The 17,535-nt window shown below is 72.6% G+C and carries 16 protein-coding genes and 1 pseudogene; 11 read left to right on the plus strand and 6 right to left on the minus strand.

Going from position 1 to position 17,535, the window contains the following annotated elements; translation table 11 throughout:
* Positions 1-88 precede the first annotated feature (88 nt).
* The 3 genes from ACWGJ5_RS12515 to ACWGJ5_RS12525 all read left to right on the plus strand — a co-directional run bounded on the left by ACWGJ5_RS12515 (position 89) and on the right by ACWGJ5_RS12525 (position 2,251).
* Positions 89-376 (plus strand): putative quinol monooxygenase, encoded by a 288-nt coding sequence (locus tag ACWGJ5_RS12515; RefSeq protein WP_453309702.1) that lies wholly within the window; start codon positions 89-91, stop codon positions 374-376.
* 240 nt (positions 377-616) lie between these two features.
* Entirely contained in the window at positions 617-1,249 is a 633-nt protein-coding gene (locus tag ACWGJ5_RS12520) for a hypothetical protein (RefSeq protein ID WP_453309703.1), read from the plus strand.
* Positions 1,250-1,435: 186 nt separating this feature from the next.
* The gene (locus tag ACWGJ5_RS12525; protein WP_453309704.1) at positions 1,436-2,251 is read left to right on the plus strand and encodes an XRE family transcriptional regulator; all 816 of its coding nucleotides are present in this window, start codon (positions 1,436-1,438) and stop codon (positions 2,249-2,251) included.
* A 170-nt stretch (positions 2,252-2,421) separates the two neighbouring features.
* Here ACWGJ5_RS12525 and ACWGJ5_RS12530 read toward each other — a convergent pair whose 3' ends face one another.
* Positions 2,422-3,279 carry a LysR family transcriptional regulator gene (locus ACWGJ5_RS12530; RefSeq protein ID WP_453309705.1) on the minus strand — a complete coding sequence of 286 codons (858 nt, stop codon included), beginning with the start codon at positions 3,277-3,279 and terminating at the stop codon, positions 2,422-2,424.
* 147 nt (positions 3,280-3,426) lie between these two features.
* Here ACWGJ5_RS12530 and ACWGJ5_RS12535 point away from each other — a divergent pair, with 147 nt between their 5' ends.
* From ACWGJ5_RS12535 to ACWGJ5_RS12545, 3 genes are all read left to right on the plus strand, one after another.
* Positions 3,427-4,239 carry an EamA family transporter gene (locus ACWGJ5_RS12535; protein ID WP_453309856.1) on the plus strand — a complete coding sequence of 271 codons (813 nt, stop codon included), beginning with the start codon at positions 3,427-3,429 and terminating at the stop codon, positions 4,237-4,239.
* A gap of 126 nt (positions 4,240-4,365) precedes the next feature.
* Positions 4,366-5,124 carry an IclR family transcriptional regulator gene (locus ACWGJ5_RS12540; RefSeq protein ID WP_453309706.1) on the plus strand — a complete coding sequence of 253 codons (759 nt, stop codon included), beginning with the start codon at positions 4,366-4,368 and terminating at the stop codon, positions 5,122-5,124.
* Between the two features lie 96 nt (positions 5,125-5,220).
* On the plus strand, positions 5,221-6,393 hold the full coding sequence (locus tag ACWGJ5_RS12545) for a PP2C family protein-serine/threonine phosphatase (RefSeq protein ID WP_453309857.1): 1,173 nt from the start codon (positions 5,221-5,223) through the stop codon (positions 6,391-6,393).
* On the opposite strand, the gene ACWGJ5_RS12550 is transcribed toward ACWGJ5_RS12545, so the two are convergent.
* Positions 6,390-6,812 (minus strand): ATP-binding protein, encoded by a 423-nt coding sequence (locus ACWGJ5_RS12550; RefSeq protein ID WP_453309707.1) that lies wholly within the window; start codon positions 6,810-6,812, stop codon positions 6,390-6,392. The two genes, ACWGJ5_RS12545 and ACWGJ5_RS12550, sit on opposite strands and share 4 nt — an antisense overlap.
* 165 nt (positions 6,813-6,977) lie before the next feature.
* On the opposite strand from ACWGJ5_RS12550, the gene ACWGJ5_RS12555 reads away from it, so the two are divergent.
* Both ACWGJ5_RS12555 and glpK read left to right on the plus strand, forming a co-directional pair.
* Positions 6,978-7,742 carry an IclR family transcriptional regulator gene (locus tag ACWGJ5_RS12555; RefSeq protein WP_453309708.1) on the plus strand — a complete coding sequence of 255 codons (765 nt, stop codon included), beginning with the start codon at positions 6,978-6,980 and terminating at the stop codon, positions 7,740-7,742.
* 44 nt (positions 7,743-7,786) lie between these two features.
* Positions 7,787-9,292, plus strand: a complete 1,506-nt coding sequence (glpK, locus tag ACWGJ5_RS12560) for a glycerol kinase GlpK (RefSeq protein ID WP_453309709.1) — start codon at positions 7,787-7,789, stop codon at positions 9,290-9,292.
* Positions 9,293-9,367: 75 nt separating this feature from the next.
* On the opposite strand, the gene ACWGJ5_RS12565 is transcribed toward glpK, so the two are convergent.
* A complete protein-coding gene (locus tag ACWGJ5_RS12565) occupies positions 9,368-10,018 on the minus strand; it encodes a TetR/AcrR family transcriptional regulator (RefSeq protein WP_453309710.1) in 651 nt (216 codons plus the stop codon).
* Positions 10,019-10,266: 248 nt separating this feature from the next.
* Between ACWGJ5_RS12565 and ACWGJ5_RS12570 the strand changes: the two are divergent.
* From ACWGJ5_RS12570 to hemC, 3 genes and pseudogenes are all read left to right on the plus strand, one after another.
* Positions 10,267-11,738, plus strand: a pseudogene (locus ACWGJ5_RS12570) (MFS transporter).
* Positions 11,739-12,144: 406 nt separating this feature from the next.
* Positions 12,145-13,101 (plus strand): ATP-dependent DNA ligase, encoded by a 957-nt coding sequence (locus tag ACWGJ5_RS12575; protein WP_453309858.1) that lies wholly within the window; start codon positions 12,145-12,147, stop codon positions 13,099-13,101.
* A gap of 318 nt (positions 13,102-13,419) precedes the next feature.
* Complete coding sequence (gene hemC, locus ACWGJ5_RS12580) at positions 13,420-14,355, plus strand: hydroxymethylbilane synthase (RefSeq protein ID WP_453309711.1); 936 nt, start codon at positions 13,420-13,422, stop codon at positions 14,353-14,355.
* A gap of 96 nt (positions 14,356-14,451) precedes the next feature.
* Here the strand turns inward: hemC and ACWGJ5_RS12585 are convergent, their stop codons facing one another.
* From ACWGJ5_RS12585 to ACWGJ5_RS12595, 3 genes are all read right to left on the minus strand, one after another.
* Complete coding sequence (locus tag ACWGJ5_RS12585; RefSeq protein ID WP_453309712.1) at positions 14,452-14,976, minus strand: hypothetical protein; 525 nt, start codon at positions 14,974-14,976, stop codon at positions 14,452-14,454.
* A gap of 191 nt (positions 14,977-15,167) precedes the next feature.
* Positions 15,168-16,028 carry an ABC transporter permease gene (locus ACWGJ5_RS12590; protein WP_453309713.1) on the minus strand — a complete coding sequence of 287 codons (861 nt, stop codon included), beginning with the start codon at positions 16,026-16,028 and terminating at the stop codon, positions 15,168-15,170.
* On the minus strand, positions 15,988-16,953 hold the full coding sequence (locus tag ACWGJ5_RS12595) for an ATP-binding cassette domain-containing protein (RefSeq protein WP_453309859.1): 966 nt from the start codon (positions 16,951-16,953) through the stop codon (positions 15,988-15,990). The genes ACWGJ5_RS12590 and ACWGJ5_RS12595 overlap by 41 nt, the downstream gene beginning before the upstream one ends.
* Between the last annotated feature and the right edge of the window lie 582 nt (positions 16,954-17,535).

Raw genomic sequence — 17,535 nt, forward strand, 5'->3', positions numbered from 1 at the left:
CGTGTCGTACGGACCACCCCTCGGCGGAAGCATGCTGGAATCGGCGGGTCCACCCCTTGGGAACACCTTGGAACACCGGAGGAATGCCATGGCCTTCGCCGTCGTCGCCCAGTACCAGTGCGCCCCCGCCGACGCGGACACCGTGCGCGACGCGCTGCGCAAGATGCGCGAACTGGTTCGGTCGGAGCCCGCGAACCTCGGCTACGAGGCGCACGAGGTCGTCGACCAGCCCGGATCCTTCGTGCTGTACGAGCGCTACACGGACCGCGCCGGCTTCGAGGCGCACAAGGAGACGGAACACTTCGCGGAGCTGATCCGGGGAACGGTGTTCCCGCTGCTGAAGGAACGGACGATCACCTTCGCCGAGACGCTCTGACCGTCACGGACGGCTCCGGGCGCGGGACGCCTCACCCGTTCGTGCAAGGAGACCGCCGGAGACGGCGGAACGCCTCGTCGCCGCGGACCGGGTGTGCGCGGCCGTGCCGCGGGCGCCCGTCCCGTGGGACGTCCCGGCCGTCCCGGGGGACGCGGAAACGACATTCTGACGGCTCGTCACGGAAACCCTGACTGTCGTGATCACTGCTCGTGGTCACGAGAACGACAGCCGGAGGCTTCCATGATCCGACGGACTCTCAAGAGCGGACTACTGGCGACGGTCGCGGTGCTCGCGTTCCTGCCCACGGCGGCCGGCGTCAGCACGGCGAGCGCCGCCACGCCGCGCCCGGTCCCCAGCGCCACCGCCCAGCACCACACCCACCGCGCCCAGCACCGCACCGGCCGGCGCGTCCACCACCGCAGGTACGTCACCACCCACCGGCACCACCGCGCCCACCTCCGCACGCACCACAGCCGCCGAGTGCACCGGATCCACCGCCTCGCGGCCCGCCGAGCGGCACACCGCTTCCTGCCGCAGACGGCGGCCTATCGTCTCGTCGTACAAGCGGCGCCCTACCGGCTCGCCGCACACCGGATGCAGTACCGGCTCGCTCGGCGGTGGATGACACACCGTCACATCCAGCCCCTCACCGGCCGGGTCGCCACCCGCCACGCCCCGCTCAACGTCCGCTCCGGTCCCGGGACCGGCTACCGGGTGATCGGCCACCGGCAGACGGGCCGGGTCCTGGCCCTCGCCTGCAAGACACGTGGCTCCTCGGTGCACGGAAACCGCACCTGGTACCGGCTGGCGCACCACGCCGGCTACGTCTCAGCCCACTACGTCCGCCCCGCCCACACCCTCCCCTGGTGCTGACGGCCCTTCACCGCAGCATCATCCAGCCACCGAAGGCCCGTTCGACGACCCCCGAACGGGCCTTCGGTACGCCACACCTCACGTTGCTCATACCTCACCGCGTGTTGCAGCCGCCGTCCTCCAGGGAATCCATTCCGACAACAGGGGCGAACCAGCCCATAGCGGAAAGGGAGTCGAGGACGCACGATGCGGCACCCCCAAGCATCGACCACGCCGGACGAGGCACTGGCGGTGGGACTGCGCGAGCTGAAGGACCGTACGGGGCTGAGCCTGGCGGCGCTGGCCGCGCGCACCCCGTACAGCAAGTCCGCGTGGCACCGCTATCTGTCCGGCGGCACACCGCCGCCGCGGCAGGCCGTGGAAGCGCTCTGCCGCCTCGCCGGCGCCGACACCGAGGCCGTACTGGCGCTGTGGTCCGCGGCCGAGCCTCCCCCGCCCGGGGCCGACGCACCCGGGGCCGCGCCCGAGGAGTCCGGCTCCGGCCGGCGGCTCGGCGGGCTTGCGCCCCCGCCCCCGAGGCGGCTCCCGTCATGGCTGCCGCTGTCCCTGTTCGCGCTGTTCGGTACGGCGACGGCGGTGGCCGCCGCCACTGTCGCCCTGTCCACGCGGCCGGGTACGGCGCCCGCCGCGCAGCCCCTGCCGGCGGTGTCCCGCTGTCACGGCCGGTCCTGCCAGGGCCAGTTGCCCGACGCCACGGTGTGCGCCCGGGACGCACGGACCACGAGCGCGGTCACCGACCCCGCCTACACCGTGCGGCTGCGCTGGTCCCCGGCCTGCGGGACCGCCTGGTCCGAGGTGCGGCTGCGGTCGCCCAGGGCCCGTGAGGTGTCGGTGCGCGCGGGCCGGGACGTGATGTCGGCCGGATATCCGGCGGACGACCCCGCCGGGGACAGCAGCCCGATGCTCTCGGTGTCCTCGCCGCGCGGCGTGGAGGCGTGTGCCGAGGTGGCCGGGGGGCTGGCCTGCACGGGCCTGGACGTGGAGCCGGAAGCACAGGGATGACACCGTGCAACGCGTACGGCGCCGTCGCCTTGATCTCCTGAAGGGCCTTCCCCTCGCGCCGGGCCTTGGCGGACTCGCCGCGTGCCGTCCCCGAGTGAGTGCCTGTCGAACGTAGATCCAGCCAAAACAAGATTGTCAACGATTTTGTCCGTGCTTCCGGTGCCGATCGTTCAGCCCGTCCGGTATAGCTCACTGAGCAGTTCGAGGACCGCCTGGAGGGCCGGGTGCGGGTCGTCGCGCCACCAGGCGAGCCGTACGGCGACGGGTTCGGCGTCGCGCACCGGCCGGTAGACGACACCGGGCCGCGGGTACTGGTTCGCGGTCGACTCCGCGGTGACACCGATGCCGCGTCCGGCGGCGATGACGGTGAGCCAGTCGTCGACGTCGTACGTCTCCTCCACGGCGGGGCGGGAGTCCGGCGGCCACAGCTCGGGCGTGGTGGTGCCGGTGCGCCGGTCCACCCAGAGGATCCGGCCGGTGAGATCGCCGAGCCGTACGGACCGGCGCCGGGCCAGCGGATCGTCGGCCGCCATGGCACACAGGCGCCGCTCCAACCCCACGATGGCGGTGTCGAACCGCCGGTCCTCCAGCGGCCGGCGGACCACCGCGAGGTCGCAGGCGCCTTCGGCGAGACCGGCGGACGCCGTGTTGACGCGGACGAGATGCAGATCGATTCCGGGGTGGGCGGCGGTCCAGCGGCGCTGGAAGGCGACGGTGTGGCGGCCGACGGCCGACCATGCGTAGCCGATGCGCAGCCGGGTGTGCCCCGATGTGGCCTCCTGGACCAGTACGGCTGCGTCCGCCAGCACCCGCCGGGCCTGCGCCACCACCCGCAACCCGGTCGCCGTCGGGGTCACCACACGCGAGGTTCTCCTCAACAGCCGTACACCCAGGGCCCGTTCGAGACCCGCCAGGGTGCGTGAGACGGCCGCCTGGGACACCCCCAGGGCGATCGCCGCGTCGGTGAAGGTGCCCTCGTCGACGATGGCGACGAGACAGCGCAGCTGCCGGAGCTCGATCTCATCCATACGTCAAGCGTATAGATCGTATGGTGCATGCATTTTGTGCAAGAACCGGGCCGGGCGGACGCTCCTCGCATGCGACAAGCTCTCGGACAGCCCGCGGACAAGACGTCCCGCGCGATCCAGAACCCCGCGCCGGGGCGGCCGGCGGGCGTGGCGGCCATGTTCGGCAGCGGCCTGGCCAACCAGACCGGCGCGGCGATCGGCGCGCTGGCCTTCCCGGTCCTCGGTCCGCTCGGCGTGGTGGCGGTACGCCAGTACGTCGCCGCGCTGGTCCTGGTGGCCGTCGGCCGGCCGCGCCTGCGCGACTTCACCCGGCGCCAGTGGTGGCCCGTGCTGCTGCTCGCCGGGGTCTTCGGCGCCATGAACCTGAGCCTGTACAGCGCGATCGACCGGATCGGCCTGGGGCTGGCGGTGACCCTGGAGTTCCTGGGCCCGCTCGGCATCGCGCTGGCCGCCACGCGCCGTCGACTGGACGCGGGATGCGCGGCGCTGGCCGGAGCCGGAGTCGTGGTGCTGATGCGCCCTCAGCCCTCCGCCGACTACCTGGGCATGGGGCTGGGCCTGATGGCGGCCTGCTGCTGGGCCTCGTACATCCTGCTCAACCGGGTCGTCGGGCTGCGCATCCCTGGTGCCCAGGGGTCGGCCGCGGCCGCGTGCGTGTCGGCACTGGCCTTCCTGCCGATCGGAGTCGTCCTCGCCGTACGGCATCCGCCGACGGCCGGGGCGCTGCTGTGCGCGGTGGCGGCGGGTGTGCTGTCGTCGGCCGTGCCCTACCTGACCGATCTGATCACCCTGCGCAGGGTGCCGGCCCAGACCTTCGGTCTGTTCATGAGCGTCAACCCGGTACTGGCGGCCGTGGTCGGCTGGATGGTCCTCGGTCAGCACCTGGGCGGCGCGGAGTGCACGGGCATCGGCGCGGTGGTGGTGGCCAACGCGGTGAGCATCGTGAGCACGCGCCGCTGAGGACGACCGGCACGGACGCTCCGGCGTTCCGCTCACCTTGCCGGGCGGGATCGTGGGCGTCGGCCTGGCAGCCCCCGGGGTGCGCCCTGCCTTGCCCGGGTCCGGCGCCCGGCGCACTCTTGTTCCATGGGTGCTCAGGACGGCCCCACGCTGATCACGTCTGTGCAGCGGGCCTTCCGTCTGCTGGAGGCGGTGAGCGCGCACGAGAACGGCGCGCCGGCGAAACAGCTGGCACGCGAGACGGAACTGCCGCTCGCCACCGCCTATCACCTGCTGCGCACCCTCGTCCACGACGGGTACGTGCGAAAGCTGGCCGACGGCGGCTTCGTCCTCGGCGACAGGCTGGACTCCCTGAACACGGCGGGCCGCGCGCAGACGCTGCTCAGCCGTGTGCGCCCGACGCTGGCCGCCCTCCGCGACGAGCTGGCCACTGCCGCCTACCTCACGTTCTACGAGGAGGGCGAGATCAGGGTGGCCGAGATCGTGGACGGCCCCCGCACGCCGCGGGTGGATCTCTGGGTGGGTTTCGAGGACGCCGGACATGCCACCGCACTGGGCAAGTCCGTGCTGCGGGAGCTGGACGAGGACGCCCGCCGGGACTATCTGTCCAGGCACCACCTCGCCGATCTCACACCACGGACGATCACCAGTCTTCCCCAGCTGCTCCGCAGGCTCGCGGCGCCCCCCTTGGCACCGGCCGTCACGGACCTGGAGGAATACGCGCTGGGCACCGTCTGCGTCGCCGTGCCCGTCTACCGCGGGAGCACGCCCGGCTCGCTCGGCGTCTCCCTGCCGGTGGAGCGGCAGGCCCAGCTCCAGGAGATCCGGGCACGCCTGCTTCCGGTCGCGAGCCGGGTGACCAGGAGTCTCTCGCTCACTATCTGAAAACCCACTCCTTGTGGCCTCCCTCACCCAGCCCGTTCGATTGATGAAACGGACATTCCGGGTGTGAACCCCGTACAGGCGAGGACTGCGGACGAGATGCTCCAGGCCCGAGAGCATGGCGGCGACCATGCACCGACGCGGCTGTTCAGGAACTGTGTGGCCGAAGCGCGGGATCCGGGTCGCCGGTGTGCCGCCGGGCAACTGGCCGCCGGGCTTCCGGTGCTGGTCGTGGCCGTCGTCGCGCTCGTCGACGTCGCCGTGGGCGGGGGGCTGGTCTGGCTGCCGCTGCTGGCCGTCTGCCCCGCTCTGGCGGCCGCCACCAACGGGCCGCGCGGTGTATTGGGCGTGGGACTGCTCGCCGTGGCGACGGGCGCGGCGCTGGGCACGGGGTACGGGGTACCGGCCGGCGAGCTGGCGGGCGTGCTCGCCGCCCTGCTGGCCGTCACCGCGGCGAGCGGTCTGGCCGGGGCGCTGCGTGGCCGTCGCGAGCGGGTCCTCGCCGCCGTCCGCTCGGTCGCCGAGGCCGCCCAGCACGCCCTGCTCCAGCCGGTCCCGGACACCATCGGCCCGTTCCAGGTGGCCGTCCGCTACAGCGCCGCGGCGGCGGAGGCGCGGATCGGCGGGGACCTCTACGCCCTGGTGCCCACGCCCCACGGGATCAGGCTGATCGTCGGCGACGTGCGCGGCAAGGGGCTGCCCGCCGTGCGGACCGCTGCCCTGGTGCTGGGGGTCTTCCGTGAGGCCGCCTACGACGAGCCCGACCTGCTCGACGTCGTCGCGAGGATCGAACGGAGCCTGGCGCGCGACCTGGGTCCCGACGACTTCGTCACCGCTGTGGTCGCCGGACACCCCGAGTCGGGACACCTGGAGATCGTCAACTGCGGACATGCCGCGCCGCTGCTGATATCCGGCTCAGGAGAGGTCGCGATGGTGGAGCCCACCCATCCCGCTCCGCCCCTCGGGCTGCGGGCCCTCTCGGGCCAGACCCCCCGCCTGCAGCGGCTGCCCTTCGCGGTCGGGGATCAGCTGCTGCTGTACACCGACGGGGTCACGGAGGCCCGCGATCACGCGCGCGACTTCTATCCGCTGGCCGACGGGGTGGCCCGCCATGTCTGCGACGAGCCGGCGCGCACGCTCACCGCGCTCCATGACGAACTGCTGGGACATGTGGGCGGCCGCCTGCACGACGACGCCGCCCTGCTCCTGCTCCGGAAGCGGACCGCGGACGAGGCGGAGTGCGTGCCGTCATGGTGCGAGGCCGCACTCTAGTGCGCGCCGAGTTCGGCCCAGCGGGTGACTCCGTCGAGGTGGGTGCGTATGCCGTGGCGAGTCGCCAGGGCGTGGACGATCGTCTCGCCCCTGCCGTGCTCGTCGGGGTCGATTCCGAGGGACGGCCCCACCGGCAGGGTGGGTCCGGCGTCCGTGACCTCGACGCGCAGGTTGCTGCCACCGTCGCCCCGCACCCACGACAGCCGGAGCACGGCCGGCGGCCGGGCGTGCACGATCGCGTTGGTGACGAGCTCCGACACCACGAGCAGCGCGTCCTCGACGAGGTGCGGACACACGCTCCAGTCCGCGAGGACCGCCGCCGCACGACGGCGTACGGCCGAGACGGCGCCGGCGACGGGCGGCACCGGACACACGTGTTCGTATGCCGCTTGAACCAGCGTCTTGAGCTGTGCCGCCATGGTTTCTCCCAGTGGTGCGTACGGCCGGTCCAGCGCCGTCATGCCGCGTGTTCCGGACTCGCATGCACGTTATGGACACAAATCGGGCCGGTCAATGAACGGCGGTCGGCATTACCGAACGCCCTCTCGCGGGCACGGCGTCCGTGCGGGTAATAGGCTCGCTTCATGGCCGGCCCAGTCCAGTCGATCGAACGGGCGGCGGCGATTCTGCGTCTGCTCGCCGGCGGGCCGCGCCGACTCGGTCTCGGCGAGGTGGCGGCCTCGCTCGGGCTCGCGAAGGGCACCGCCCACGGCATTCTGCGCACCCTCCAGCACGTGGACTTCGTGGAGCAGGACGCGGCGACCGGGAAGTACCAGCTCGGAGCCGCCCTGCTGCACCTCGGCACCAGTTACCTCGACGTCAACGAGCTGCGCTCGCGCTCGCTCAACTGGGCCGACGCCCTGGCCGCCCGCAGCGGGGAGGCGGTACGCCTGGGCACCCCCCTGGAGGGCAGCGTCCTCGTCGTCCACCACGTGTTCCGGCCGGACGACACCTTCCAGACCCTGGACGTGGGCGCGCTGCTGCCCCTGCACGCCTCCTCGCTCGGCAAGGTCCTGCTGGCGTACGGGACCGCGAGCGTCGAGCCGGTCAACCGGGAGCTGGAGGCGTACACCCGGCACACCCTGGCCGATCCCGAGCGGCTCGCCCGGGCGCTCGCGGAGGTCAGGGAACTCGGATGGGCCGCCGAGGTCCAGGAAATGAGCATGGGCGAGGCCGGAATCGCCGCGCCGATCCGCGGGCACGGCGGCCTCGTCGTCGGCGCCATCGGGCTGTCCGGGCCGATCGAGCGGATCTGCGACGGCCAGGGACGCCCCCGCCCGAACCTGATCACACTGCTCCGTGAAGCCGCACGGGCGATCTCCAGAGACCTGGGAGCCGCCCGCTGGTAGGCCAGGACAGCCGCCCCTCGATCCGTCGGAAGGCAGACCCGATCATGGCTGAACGGTATGTAATGTCCATCGATCAGGGCACCAACTCCACCCGATGCATCCTGTTCGACCACCGTGGGCGGCTGGTCTCGGTCGCGCAGAAGGAACACCGGCAGCACTTCCCCAGGCCCGGCTGGGTCGAGCACGACGCCGTGGAGATATGGCAGAACCTGCGGCACATCGTGCCCGAGGCGCTCTCCGACGCCGGTGTCGACAGGGGGCAGGTCACCGCCATCGGCCTGGCCAACCAGCGTGAGACGACGGTGCTGTGGGACCGGCGGACCGGCGCCCCGCTGGGCCGGGCGATCGTCTGGCAGGACACCCGCACGGCGCCGCTCGTCGACGAGCTCGGACAGCGCCCCGGGGAGGCGTTCTTCCTCGAGCGGTGCGCCCTGCCGCCCTCGACCTATTTCTCCGCGCTGCGGATCCGGTGGCTGTTCGACCACGTCAAGGGGGTCGAACAGCGCGCCAGGGACGGCGAGGTGCTGTTCGGCACGATGGAGAGCTGGCTGATCTGGAATCTCACCGGGGGCGCCGACAACGGCCTGCACGTCACCGACGCCACCAACGCCAGCCGCACCATGCTGATGAACATCCGCACGCTCACCTGGGACGACGAGCTACTGGCCTTCTTCGGGGTGCCCCGCGCGATGCTGCCCGAGGTCCGGTCCTCCGCTGAGACGTACGGCGAAGCCCGTTCACTGCTGCCCGGGGTCGCGATCACGGCCGCACTCGGCGACCAGCAGGCCGCCCTCTTCGGCCAGACCTGTTTCTCCCCGGGCGAGGCCAAGTGCACCTACGGAACGGGCAGCTTCCTGCTGCTCAACACCGGCAGCCAGCTGGTTCGGTCCCGGCACGGGCTCCTCACGACCGTCGCCTACCAGATCGGGGACCGGCAGCCGGCCTACGCCCTGGAAGGGTCGATCGCCATCACCGGCGCACTCGTCCAGTGGTTCCGGGACCGCCTGGGCCTGATCAACAGCGCCCCGGAGATCGAGACCCTCGCGCGGACGGTCGAGGACAACGGCGGCTGCTACATCGTCCCCGCGTTCTCGGGTCTGTTCGCACCCCGCTGGCGCAGCGACGCACGCGGGGTCATCGTCGGCCTCACCTCGTACATCACCAAGGGCCACCTGGCGCGTGCCGTCCTCGAAGCCACCGGATGGCAGACCCGGGAGGTCGTCGACGCCATGAACGCCGACTCCTCGGTCTCACTTCAGCAGCTCAAGGTGGACGGGGGCATGACCGCGGACAACCTGCTCATGCAGTTCGTGGCCGACGTGCTCGACGTACCCGTGGTGCGGCCCATGGTCGCCGAGACGGTCTCACTGGGCGCCGCCTACGCGGCCGGCCTCGCCGCCGGCTACTGGCCCGATCTGGAAGTGCTGCGCCGCAACTGGCACCGGGCCGCCCAGTGGCTGCCCGCCATGGACCCCGAACTGCGCGAGTCGGAGTACGACAACTGGCAGCGGGCCGTCGAACGGTCCCTGGGCTGGGTTCGACGTTCGTAGGCGCGCTGAGCCGCATTGACTTGCTCGACTCAAGTAAGTCCTGAGTGGGGACCCGGCCGCTCGCTGCAGAAGCGCTCAGGCAGTCGGGCCGACCGGGGCCAGCCACAGCCCCAGGATGGCGTCCGTGAGGCCCGTGGCGGCGTCCGACCAGGATGCCCTCGGGGTCGGGGTGCCCTCGGCGAGGGACCGCTCCCGTTCGGCGCAGGTGTGCAGGATCAACAGGCGGACCATCTGGCCGCGTTCGGCTCGGACCTCCGGCGGCAGGTCGGGAAGGGTGCGGTTCAGCTCCCCGATCGCCTGCCGCAGCGCCGGTGAGGCCATGGACTCCTCGACCATGATCTCGTGCAGCGCCGGGTCGGTCATCACCTGGGCGCAGAACCGGGCGTACCAGGTCGGGCTGCCGAGTCCGGCCAGGTGCTCGGTCACCGGACGCACCAGGCAGTCGACCCAGTCCCGTACGTCGGTGGAGTCGGCGGCCGCGGCGAGGGCCCGCTCCCTGAGCACCTCGATGCGCTCGGCGTGCCGGCGGGCCACCGCGCGGACCAGGTCGGCCTTGGTGCCGAAGTGGTAGCCGACCGCCGCGTTGTTGCCCTGGCCGGCGGCCTCGCTGACCTGCCGGTTGGAGACGGTGTACACGCCGTGTTCGGCGAACAGCCGTTCCGCCGCGGTCAGGATCGCCTCCCGCGTCGCACTCACCTGTTCGGCCCGCGCCGTCCTGCGCGCCATGCTCACCGCCGCTCCGGGACCGTGCACCACCCCCGGGGCGTTCGGTCCCGCGCGCCGCCCCGGGCCCTCGCCCGGGGCGGCGAGGTCCAGCCGATGAAGCCTACGGTGCGCCTGCCCCGCCGGGGGCAGGCCCCGCGTGCGGTACCGTTTCGGCTCGTATTGTAAGTCAAGCACTTGACTTAAAATGGGGTCGGCTTGCCGGCCGATGTCGCCCTGCCCGTCCAACGCTCCTCGGAAGGTCTCTCCTCATGTCCGACACCCCCGCCCGGCCCGCCGCGGCCGGCAGATCCGTTCCGTCCCGGCCGGGTGCCGTGGTCGCGGTGCTGGCCCTGGCCGGCATCACCGTGTCGCTGATGCAGACCCTGGTGATCCCGATCGTCCCGGAGCTGCCCGGCTATCTGCACGCCTCGGCGTCCGACGCCGCCTGGGCGGTCACCGCCACGCTGCTGGCGGCCGCCGTCGCCACCCCGGTGGCGGGCCGGCTCGGCGACATGTTCGGCAAGCGGCGCCTGCTGCTGGTCAGTCTGGTGCTGCTGGTGGCCGGTTCGGTGGTGTGCGCGCTCAGCGACGCACTGGTGCGATGATCGTCGGCCGTGCCCTCCAGGGGCTGGCCGCGGCCGTGGTGCCGCTCGGCATCAGCATCATGCGGGACGAGCTGCCGCCGGAGAAGCTGGCCGGCTCCACCGCGCTGATGAGCGCCTCGCTCGGTGTCGGCGGTGCGCTGGGGCTGCCCGCCGCCGCGTTCATCGCCGACCACTTCGACTGGCACGTGCTGTTCTGGACGTCCGCCTCCCTCGGCGTCGTCGCCTTCGCGTGCGTACTGACCCTGGTGCCGGAGTCCAGCGTGCGCACCGGTGGCCGCTTCGACCTCGTCGGGGCGCTCGGCATCGCCGTCGGGCTCGTCTCGCTGCTGCTCGCCGTCTCCAAGGGCGCCGACTGGGGCTGGGGCAGCGGCACCACCCTGGGTCTGCTCGCGCTCGCGGTGGCCGTCCTGGTGGCCTGGGGCTTCTTCGAACTGCGCACGCAGGCGCCGCTGGTGGACCTGCGCACCACGGCCCGCCGCCAGGTGCTGTTCACCAACCTGGCGTCCGTCGCGTTCGGCTTCTCGATGTTCGCGATGTCCCTGGTCCTGCCGCAGCTGCTCCAGCTGCCCGCGCAGACCGGCTACGGCCTCGGCCGGTCCATGCTCACCGTGGGGCTGGTCATGGCTCCGCAGGGCCTGGTGATGATGGCCATGGCGCCCGTGTCCGCCATGATCACCAAGGCTCGTGGTCCGAAGACCACGCTGATGGCCGGGGCGGTGATCGTCGCCGCCGGCTACGGCCTCGACATCGTGATGATGAGCGAGGTCTGGCAGCTGATCCTGGTGTCCTGCGTCATCGGCGCGGGCGTCGGCTTCGCCTACGGCGCCATGCCGGCCCTGATCATGGGCGCGGTGCCGCCGTCCGAGACGGCCGCCGCGAACAGCCTGAACACGCTGATGCGCTCCATCGGTACGTCGGTGGCCAGCGCGGTCGCCGGGGTGATCCTGTCGCAGCTGACGATCAGTCTCGGCGGTCACGCGCTGCCGTCCGAGAACGGCTTCAAGGTCGTCATGGCGATCGGCGCGGGCGCGGCGCTGCTGGCCCTCGTCCTCGCCTCGTTCCTCCCCCGGCCCCGCCCGGCCACTGCGGCTCCCGCACCGGCGTCTGCGGAGCCCTCGGCGGAGACGGTCGGCTGAGACGGGCCGGGCCGCTGAGACGAGCCGGTCGGCTGAGACGGGCTCAGGCGGCCGAGGCGGGCCCGTAGATGGCCGTGTGGGGCCGGCATGCGGCCGCGGAGCAGACCGTACGGCCACACTCCCCCGGCCACGGCTCCCTTTGCCCGGCGACCGGTCGGGGCGCCGGGCCGGCCCGGGGCCGGGCATCCCCCGGCCGAGTCGGCACTCGCAGCGTCGGCACACGCCGCCCCGCGGTGTTCTGCCGCAACCGTCCGGTCCGGCGATGTCCGCTGTCGGGCAGCGTGCTTCGAGCTGCCAGGCGGTGCGGGCCCGTTCAGGGGAACCGGTGGCCGAAGGCGCGTGAGGGGGCCGGGAGTGGTCGAGGTCTTCAGCCGTGACCGTCGTACCCCTGCCGCTCATCGTGCCGATGCTCGCCACTCCCGGAGCCCTGCCGCCCGCCGCCCAGGACCAGAGGTGGGCGTACGAGACCAAGCAGGACGGCCAGCGGGTCATGGTCTATCTGCCCGGCGACGGCAGCCTGCTGCTGCGTGCCCGCTCGGGCGAGGACATCACCGCGGCCTATCCGGAACTGCGGCCGCTCGGGGGCGCGCTGGGGCCCACACCTGCGGTACTGGACGGCGAGGTGCTGGCCCTCGACGAACAGGGCCGGGCCGACTTCCAGTTGCTGCAGAGCCGCATGGGCCTGGCACACGCCCCCGCGCGGGCCGCACGCCGGGCCGCCCAGGTGCCGGTGCACCTGGTGCTGTTCGACGTGCCGTACTGCGAGGATTCCCAGCTGCGGCAACCGTACGTACGGCGGCGGGCCCGGCTGACCGAACTGGGCCTGGCCGGACCGTACTGGTCGACTCCGGGTGCGGTGACCGGACACGGCGCCGAGGCCCTCGCGGCGACCCGGGAGCACGGCCTGGAGGGTCTGGTGTGCAAGCGGCTGGATTCGGTGTACGAGCCCGGGGTGCGCTCGCGCGCATGGATCAAGATCCGGAACATGCGCGCCGAGGACGTGATCGTCGGCGGCTGGCTGCCCGGCAAGGGGCGGCTGAGCGGACTGCCCGGCGCGGTGCTGGTCGGTCAGCGCGACGCCATCGGCCGGCTGCGGTACGTCGGCGGGGTGGGCACCGGCTGGAGCGAGGCCGAGCGGAGGGAGCTGGCCGCGCTGCTGCGGGACACGGCGAGCGAACGGTGCCCCTTCGATCCGGTGCCGCGTGTCCCGGGCGCCCGCTGGGTGCTGCCCCGGCTGGTCGGCGAGGTCAGCTACAGCACCCGCACCCGGGCCGGCCTCCTGCGCCAGCCGTCCTGGCTGCGACTCCGACCGGACCTCACCCCGGAGGACTCCGCGGCGGACCTGCCGGTGGGCTTCGGCTGAGGAGACACGCCGACGCGCTGCCGCTCTCCTCCCAGCCGCCCGGGCACGATCACTGGACGGCACCCCAAGGTCAGCGGGGAGAAGTATCCGGCGTTCTTCGCGGGGCCCGGAATGGCGCCGTTCGGGGAGACCGTGGTGTTCGACCCGTTCCTGCACGAGATCGTGGAGGCCGAGCGGGTGGCCGACCCCGCCGAGCCGGTCCGGATCACCGGCCCACGGTCGATCCGCCCATGGGCCGGGACTCCAACTCCCGGTGGCGCACCGACTTCCCCAGTGGGCCCCGACCGGGCGTCGGGCCAAAGGGTCTATCGTGTCCCCATGTCCGTCCCGGAATTGATCCGAATCGTCTCCCGCGACTCCCCCATGGCCCTGGCTCAAGTCGAGCGGGTGCGCGCCGAGTTGGCCGTACTTCACCCCGGTGTGCGCACCGAGGTGGTGCCGGTGAAGACCACCGGCGACAAGTGGCTCGGCGATCTGTCCAAGGTCGAGGGCAAGGGGGCGTTCACCAAGGAGGTCGACGCGGCCCTGCTGGCCGGGGAGGCCGATCTCGCGGTGCACTGCGTCAAGGACGTGCCCGCAGACCGGCCGCTGCCCGCCGGGACGGTGTTCGCCGCCTTCCTGAAGCGGGACGACATCCGGGACGCGCTGGTTCACCCGGGCGGGCTCACCCTGGACGAACTGCCGGCCGGTACCCGGATCGGCACCTCCGCGGTGCGCCGGGTGGCCCAGCTGTCCGCCACGCACCCGCACCTGGAATGCGTGCCGTTCCGCGGCAACGCCAATCGCCGGCTGGAGAAGCTGGCCGCCGGGGACGCGGACGCGCTGCTGCTCGCCGTGTCCGGTCTGGAGCGGATCGGCCGGACGGACGTGATCAGCGAGGTGCTGTCGCCGGACGAGATGATGCCGCCGATCGGTGCGGGCATCCTCGCGCTGCAGTGCCGGGAGGACGACACCGATCTGATCGACGCCGTGAGCGGACTCGGTGACCCGGACACGCATCGCGAGGCGACCGCCGAGCGGATGTTCCTGCACGTGCTCCAGGGCCACTGCAACAGCCCCATCGCCGGGTACGCGCGCGTGGACCGCGGCGGGGAACTGTCCCTGCGTGCCTGTGTCTTCACCCCGGACGGCAAGACACGGCTGAACGCCCACGAGTGGGCGGGCCGGCTCGACCCTGCCACGCTCGGCACCTCGGTCGCGGTGGCGCTGCTGCGGCAGGGCGCGCGGGAGATCATCGACGGCATCCCGCACTGACCGCACTGACCACACCGGCCGTACTGACGGCACGGTCCGGCCCGGGGGTCGTACGACGGCTCCGTCTCGGACCTGCGGCGGGCCCGGTCGCCCGTGTCAGGCGGTGCCGGGCTCCGTCTGGTCCTTCAGGAAGGCGCTGACCTGGTGGGCGAGGCTGTGCTGCCCGGCGGACGCGGGGGCGGCCGCCGTGGTCGCCTCCAGTACGCCGATGCCGCCGGTCCACAGCCGGCGGTCGGCCCACTCGTCCTCCACCCGCAGCTGCACCTGCACGTCCACGTGGGTCAGGGCGGCCTCGGGGGCGGCGGCGTAGAGCACGACGGTGGCCCGGCGCAGCGGGTAGACGTCGAAGCCCTCGATGAACTGGGAGTTGCGCCAGTCGATGAACGCGCCCTCCCCGTCGGGGCCGACGCGGACGTCGATCTGGCCGTCCTCCAGGTGGATGCTGTAGGGCTGTGCGCCGCGGTTCTCGACCGTCACCCGGACGGTGAAGTACGTCAGCCCGACGGCGGCGTCGTCGCGTCCGCGCGGAGGCTCCGCGGCCTCCAGACGGTGGACGCGGACCCGCAGACCGGCATGCTCGTCGTACTCCTGCCAGTCCCCGACCACGTTCGGCTCGTACACAGTGCCCCTCTCGACCTCCGAGAGCTGCTGTCTATCTGTGCGCTGAGCGCACTGTCAAATGAGCGGAATGCGCTGTGGCCAGCGGGTTCGCCCGCTTTGATCGCTGATCAAGCGCTGCCCAGGAAGAATCCCCGCACGGCGGCTTCGGAGGGGGTACGGGTGCGTGCCACACATCACGTCCACAGGCAAGATCATCGGGCCAGGCGGCCGAGCAGTGAGGAGGCCGCGGCGATGCCGAGGGCGGCGGCCACCGCCAGGACGGCGAAGTCGGTGCCGAGGTGGGCGGGCGTGCCGAGGAGCAGGCCGCGCAGGGCGTCGACCTGGTAGCTCAGCGGGTTCACCTTGCTCACGGCCTGGAGCCAGCCCGGCATCACCGAGACGGGGTACAGGGCGTTGGAGCCGAAGAACAGCGGCATGGTGATGGCCTGCCCGAAGCCCATCAGCCGGTCGCGGCTGAGCACGATGCCGGCGATGGTCATCGACAGACAGGAGAAGAACGCGGAGGCGAGTACGACGGCGACGGCGACGCCGAGCAGCTTCAGCGGGTTCCAGGTGAGGGCCACGCCGAGCACGGCGGCGATGACGATCACGACGATCGCCTGGATCAGCGACTTCACCCCGGCGGCGAACGCCTTGCCGGTGATCAGTGCCGAGCGCGGGGTCGGGGTGACGAGGAGCTTGTTCAGGATGCCCGCGTCGCGTTCCCAGATGATCTGGATGCCATAGAAGATCGCGATGAACATCGCCGACTGGGCGATGATGCCGGGCGCCATGAAGTCGATGTACGGGATGCCGCCGGTGGGTATCGCCCGTATCCGGGTGAAGGTCTGGCCGAAGATCAGCAGCCACAGGGCGGGCTGGACCGCGCGGGTGTACAGCTCGGTGCGGTCGTGCCGCAGCTTCTGCAGCTCGACGGCGCACATGGCGACGACCCGGGCGGGCAGCAGCCGCCAGCCGGCGCGTGGCACCGGCGGGCTGAGCAGCAGGGCGGTGCCGCTGCCGGGGGTGCGGTCAGCCGACTCGGCGCGCGGTGCGGCGGGTGCTGCGGACATCGCGGAAACCTCCTCCGGAGTGGGCGTCGAGGCCGCTGCCGGCGACGTCGCGGAAGACGTCCTCCAGCGTGGGCAGGGTGTCGGTGCCCTGGCGTTCGGCGAGGCCGCGGCGCAGCTCGGCCGGGGTGCCGAGGGCGCGGATGCGGCCGCGGTGCATCAGGCCGACCCGGTCGCAGTACTGGTCGGCCTCGTCCATGTAGTGGGTGGTGACCAGGACCGTCATGCCGGTGGCGGCGCGGACGGCGTTGATGTGCTCCCAGACGCCGGTGCGGGCGATCGGGTCGAGCCCGATGGTCGGCTCGTCGAGGATCAGCAGACGGGGCGCGCTGACCAGCGCCTGCGCCAGCTCCAGGCGGCGGACCATGCCGCCGGAGTAGGTGCCGGCGAGCCGGTCGGCGGCGTCCGTGAGACCGACGGCGGCCAGCGCCTGGGCGACCCGTTCGGCGCGCTCGCGGCGGGGCACGTCGAAGACACGGGCGAACAGGGCGACGTTCTCCCGTCCGGTGAGCCCGCTGTCGGCGGACAGCTGCTGCGGGACGTAGCCGAGCAGCCGGCGCACCGCCATCCGTTCCCTGGCCGCGTCGTGCCCGAAGACACCCACCAGGCCGGCGGGGACGGGCAGCAAGGTGGTGATGCACCGGATCGCGGTGGTCTTCCCGGCACCGTTGGGCCCGAGCAGCCCGAACACCTCCCCCTCCCGGACGACCAGGTCGAGTCCGTCGACGGCACGGGTGTCGCCGAAGGCGTAGACGAGCCGGGTACAGCTGACGGCGTCGACGACGGGGGCGGCGGCGGCCGCGGGGCACGCGGCTTCGACGGCTGCATCGCCGGAGTCGGCGGATCCGGGGTCCGCACCGACGGTTCCGGCGGAGCGCGCGGCTGCGGCGGGGGCACCGGAAGCCTCAGCGGAGGTGCCGGGGGGCATGTCGGTACCGATGCCCTGAGCGGGTGCGTCGGCCCCCTCGGCGGACTCGGCGAACCGACCCACGGCTCCCGCGCAACCGACGCCCGCGGCGGACTCACCGAGAGCCCCGCTGGACGCGCCTGGGGCCACGCCGCCACCAACCGCCTCGGCGGGCGCGTCGACACCCTCGGCGAATTCGGGCAACGCGCCCATGATTCCGGCGGAACCAGCGGCTGCGGCAGGCGCATCGAAAGCCTCAGCGGACGCGCCCGAGGCCACGCCGCCACCAACCGCCTCGGCGGGTGCACCGGCGGCTGCCGCCGAGGCATCAGGGCTGTCGACGGCGTCCGCGGAGAAGCACGGGCTGCCGGCAGTGTCCCTGACGTTGTCAGGGGTACCGGCGGCACTCACGGAGGCCCCGGGAGCGTCGGCGGCACCCAGGGAGGCCCCGGCAGCGTCGGCGGCACTCACGGAGACCCCGGCAGCGTCGGCGGTGTCCACGGAGGCGCCCGGGTTGCCGGCAGTCTCCACGGGGGCGCGGGTGCCGGCCGTGGTGCTCGCTGCATCGCCGAGGCTGTCCGTGGTGCCGGCGGCGTCTGCGGG

This window comes from Streptomyces sp. NPDC054783 (assembly GCF_053611725.1).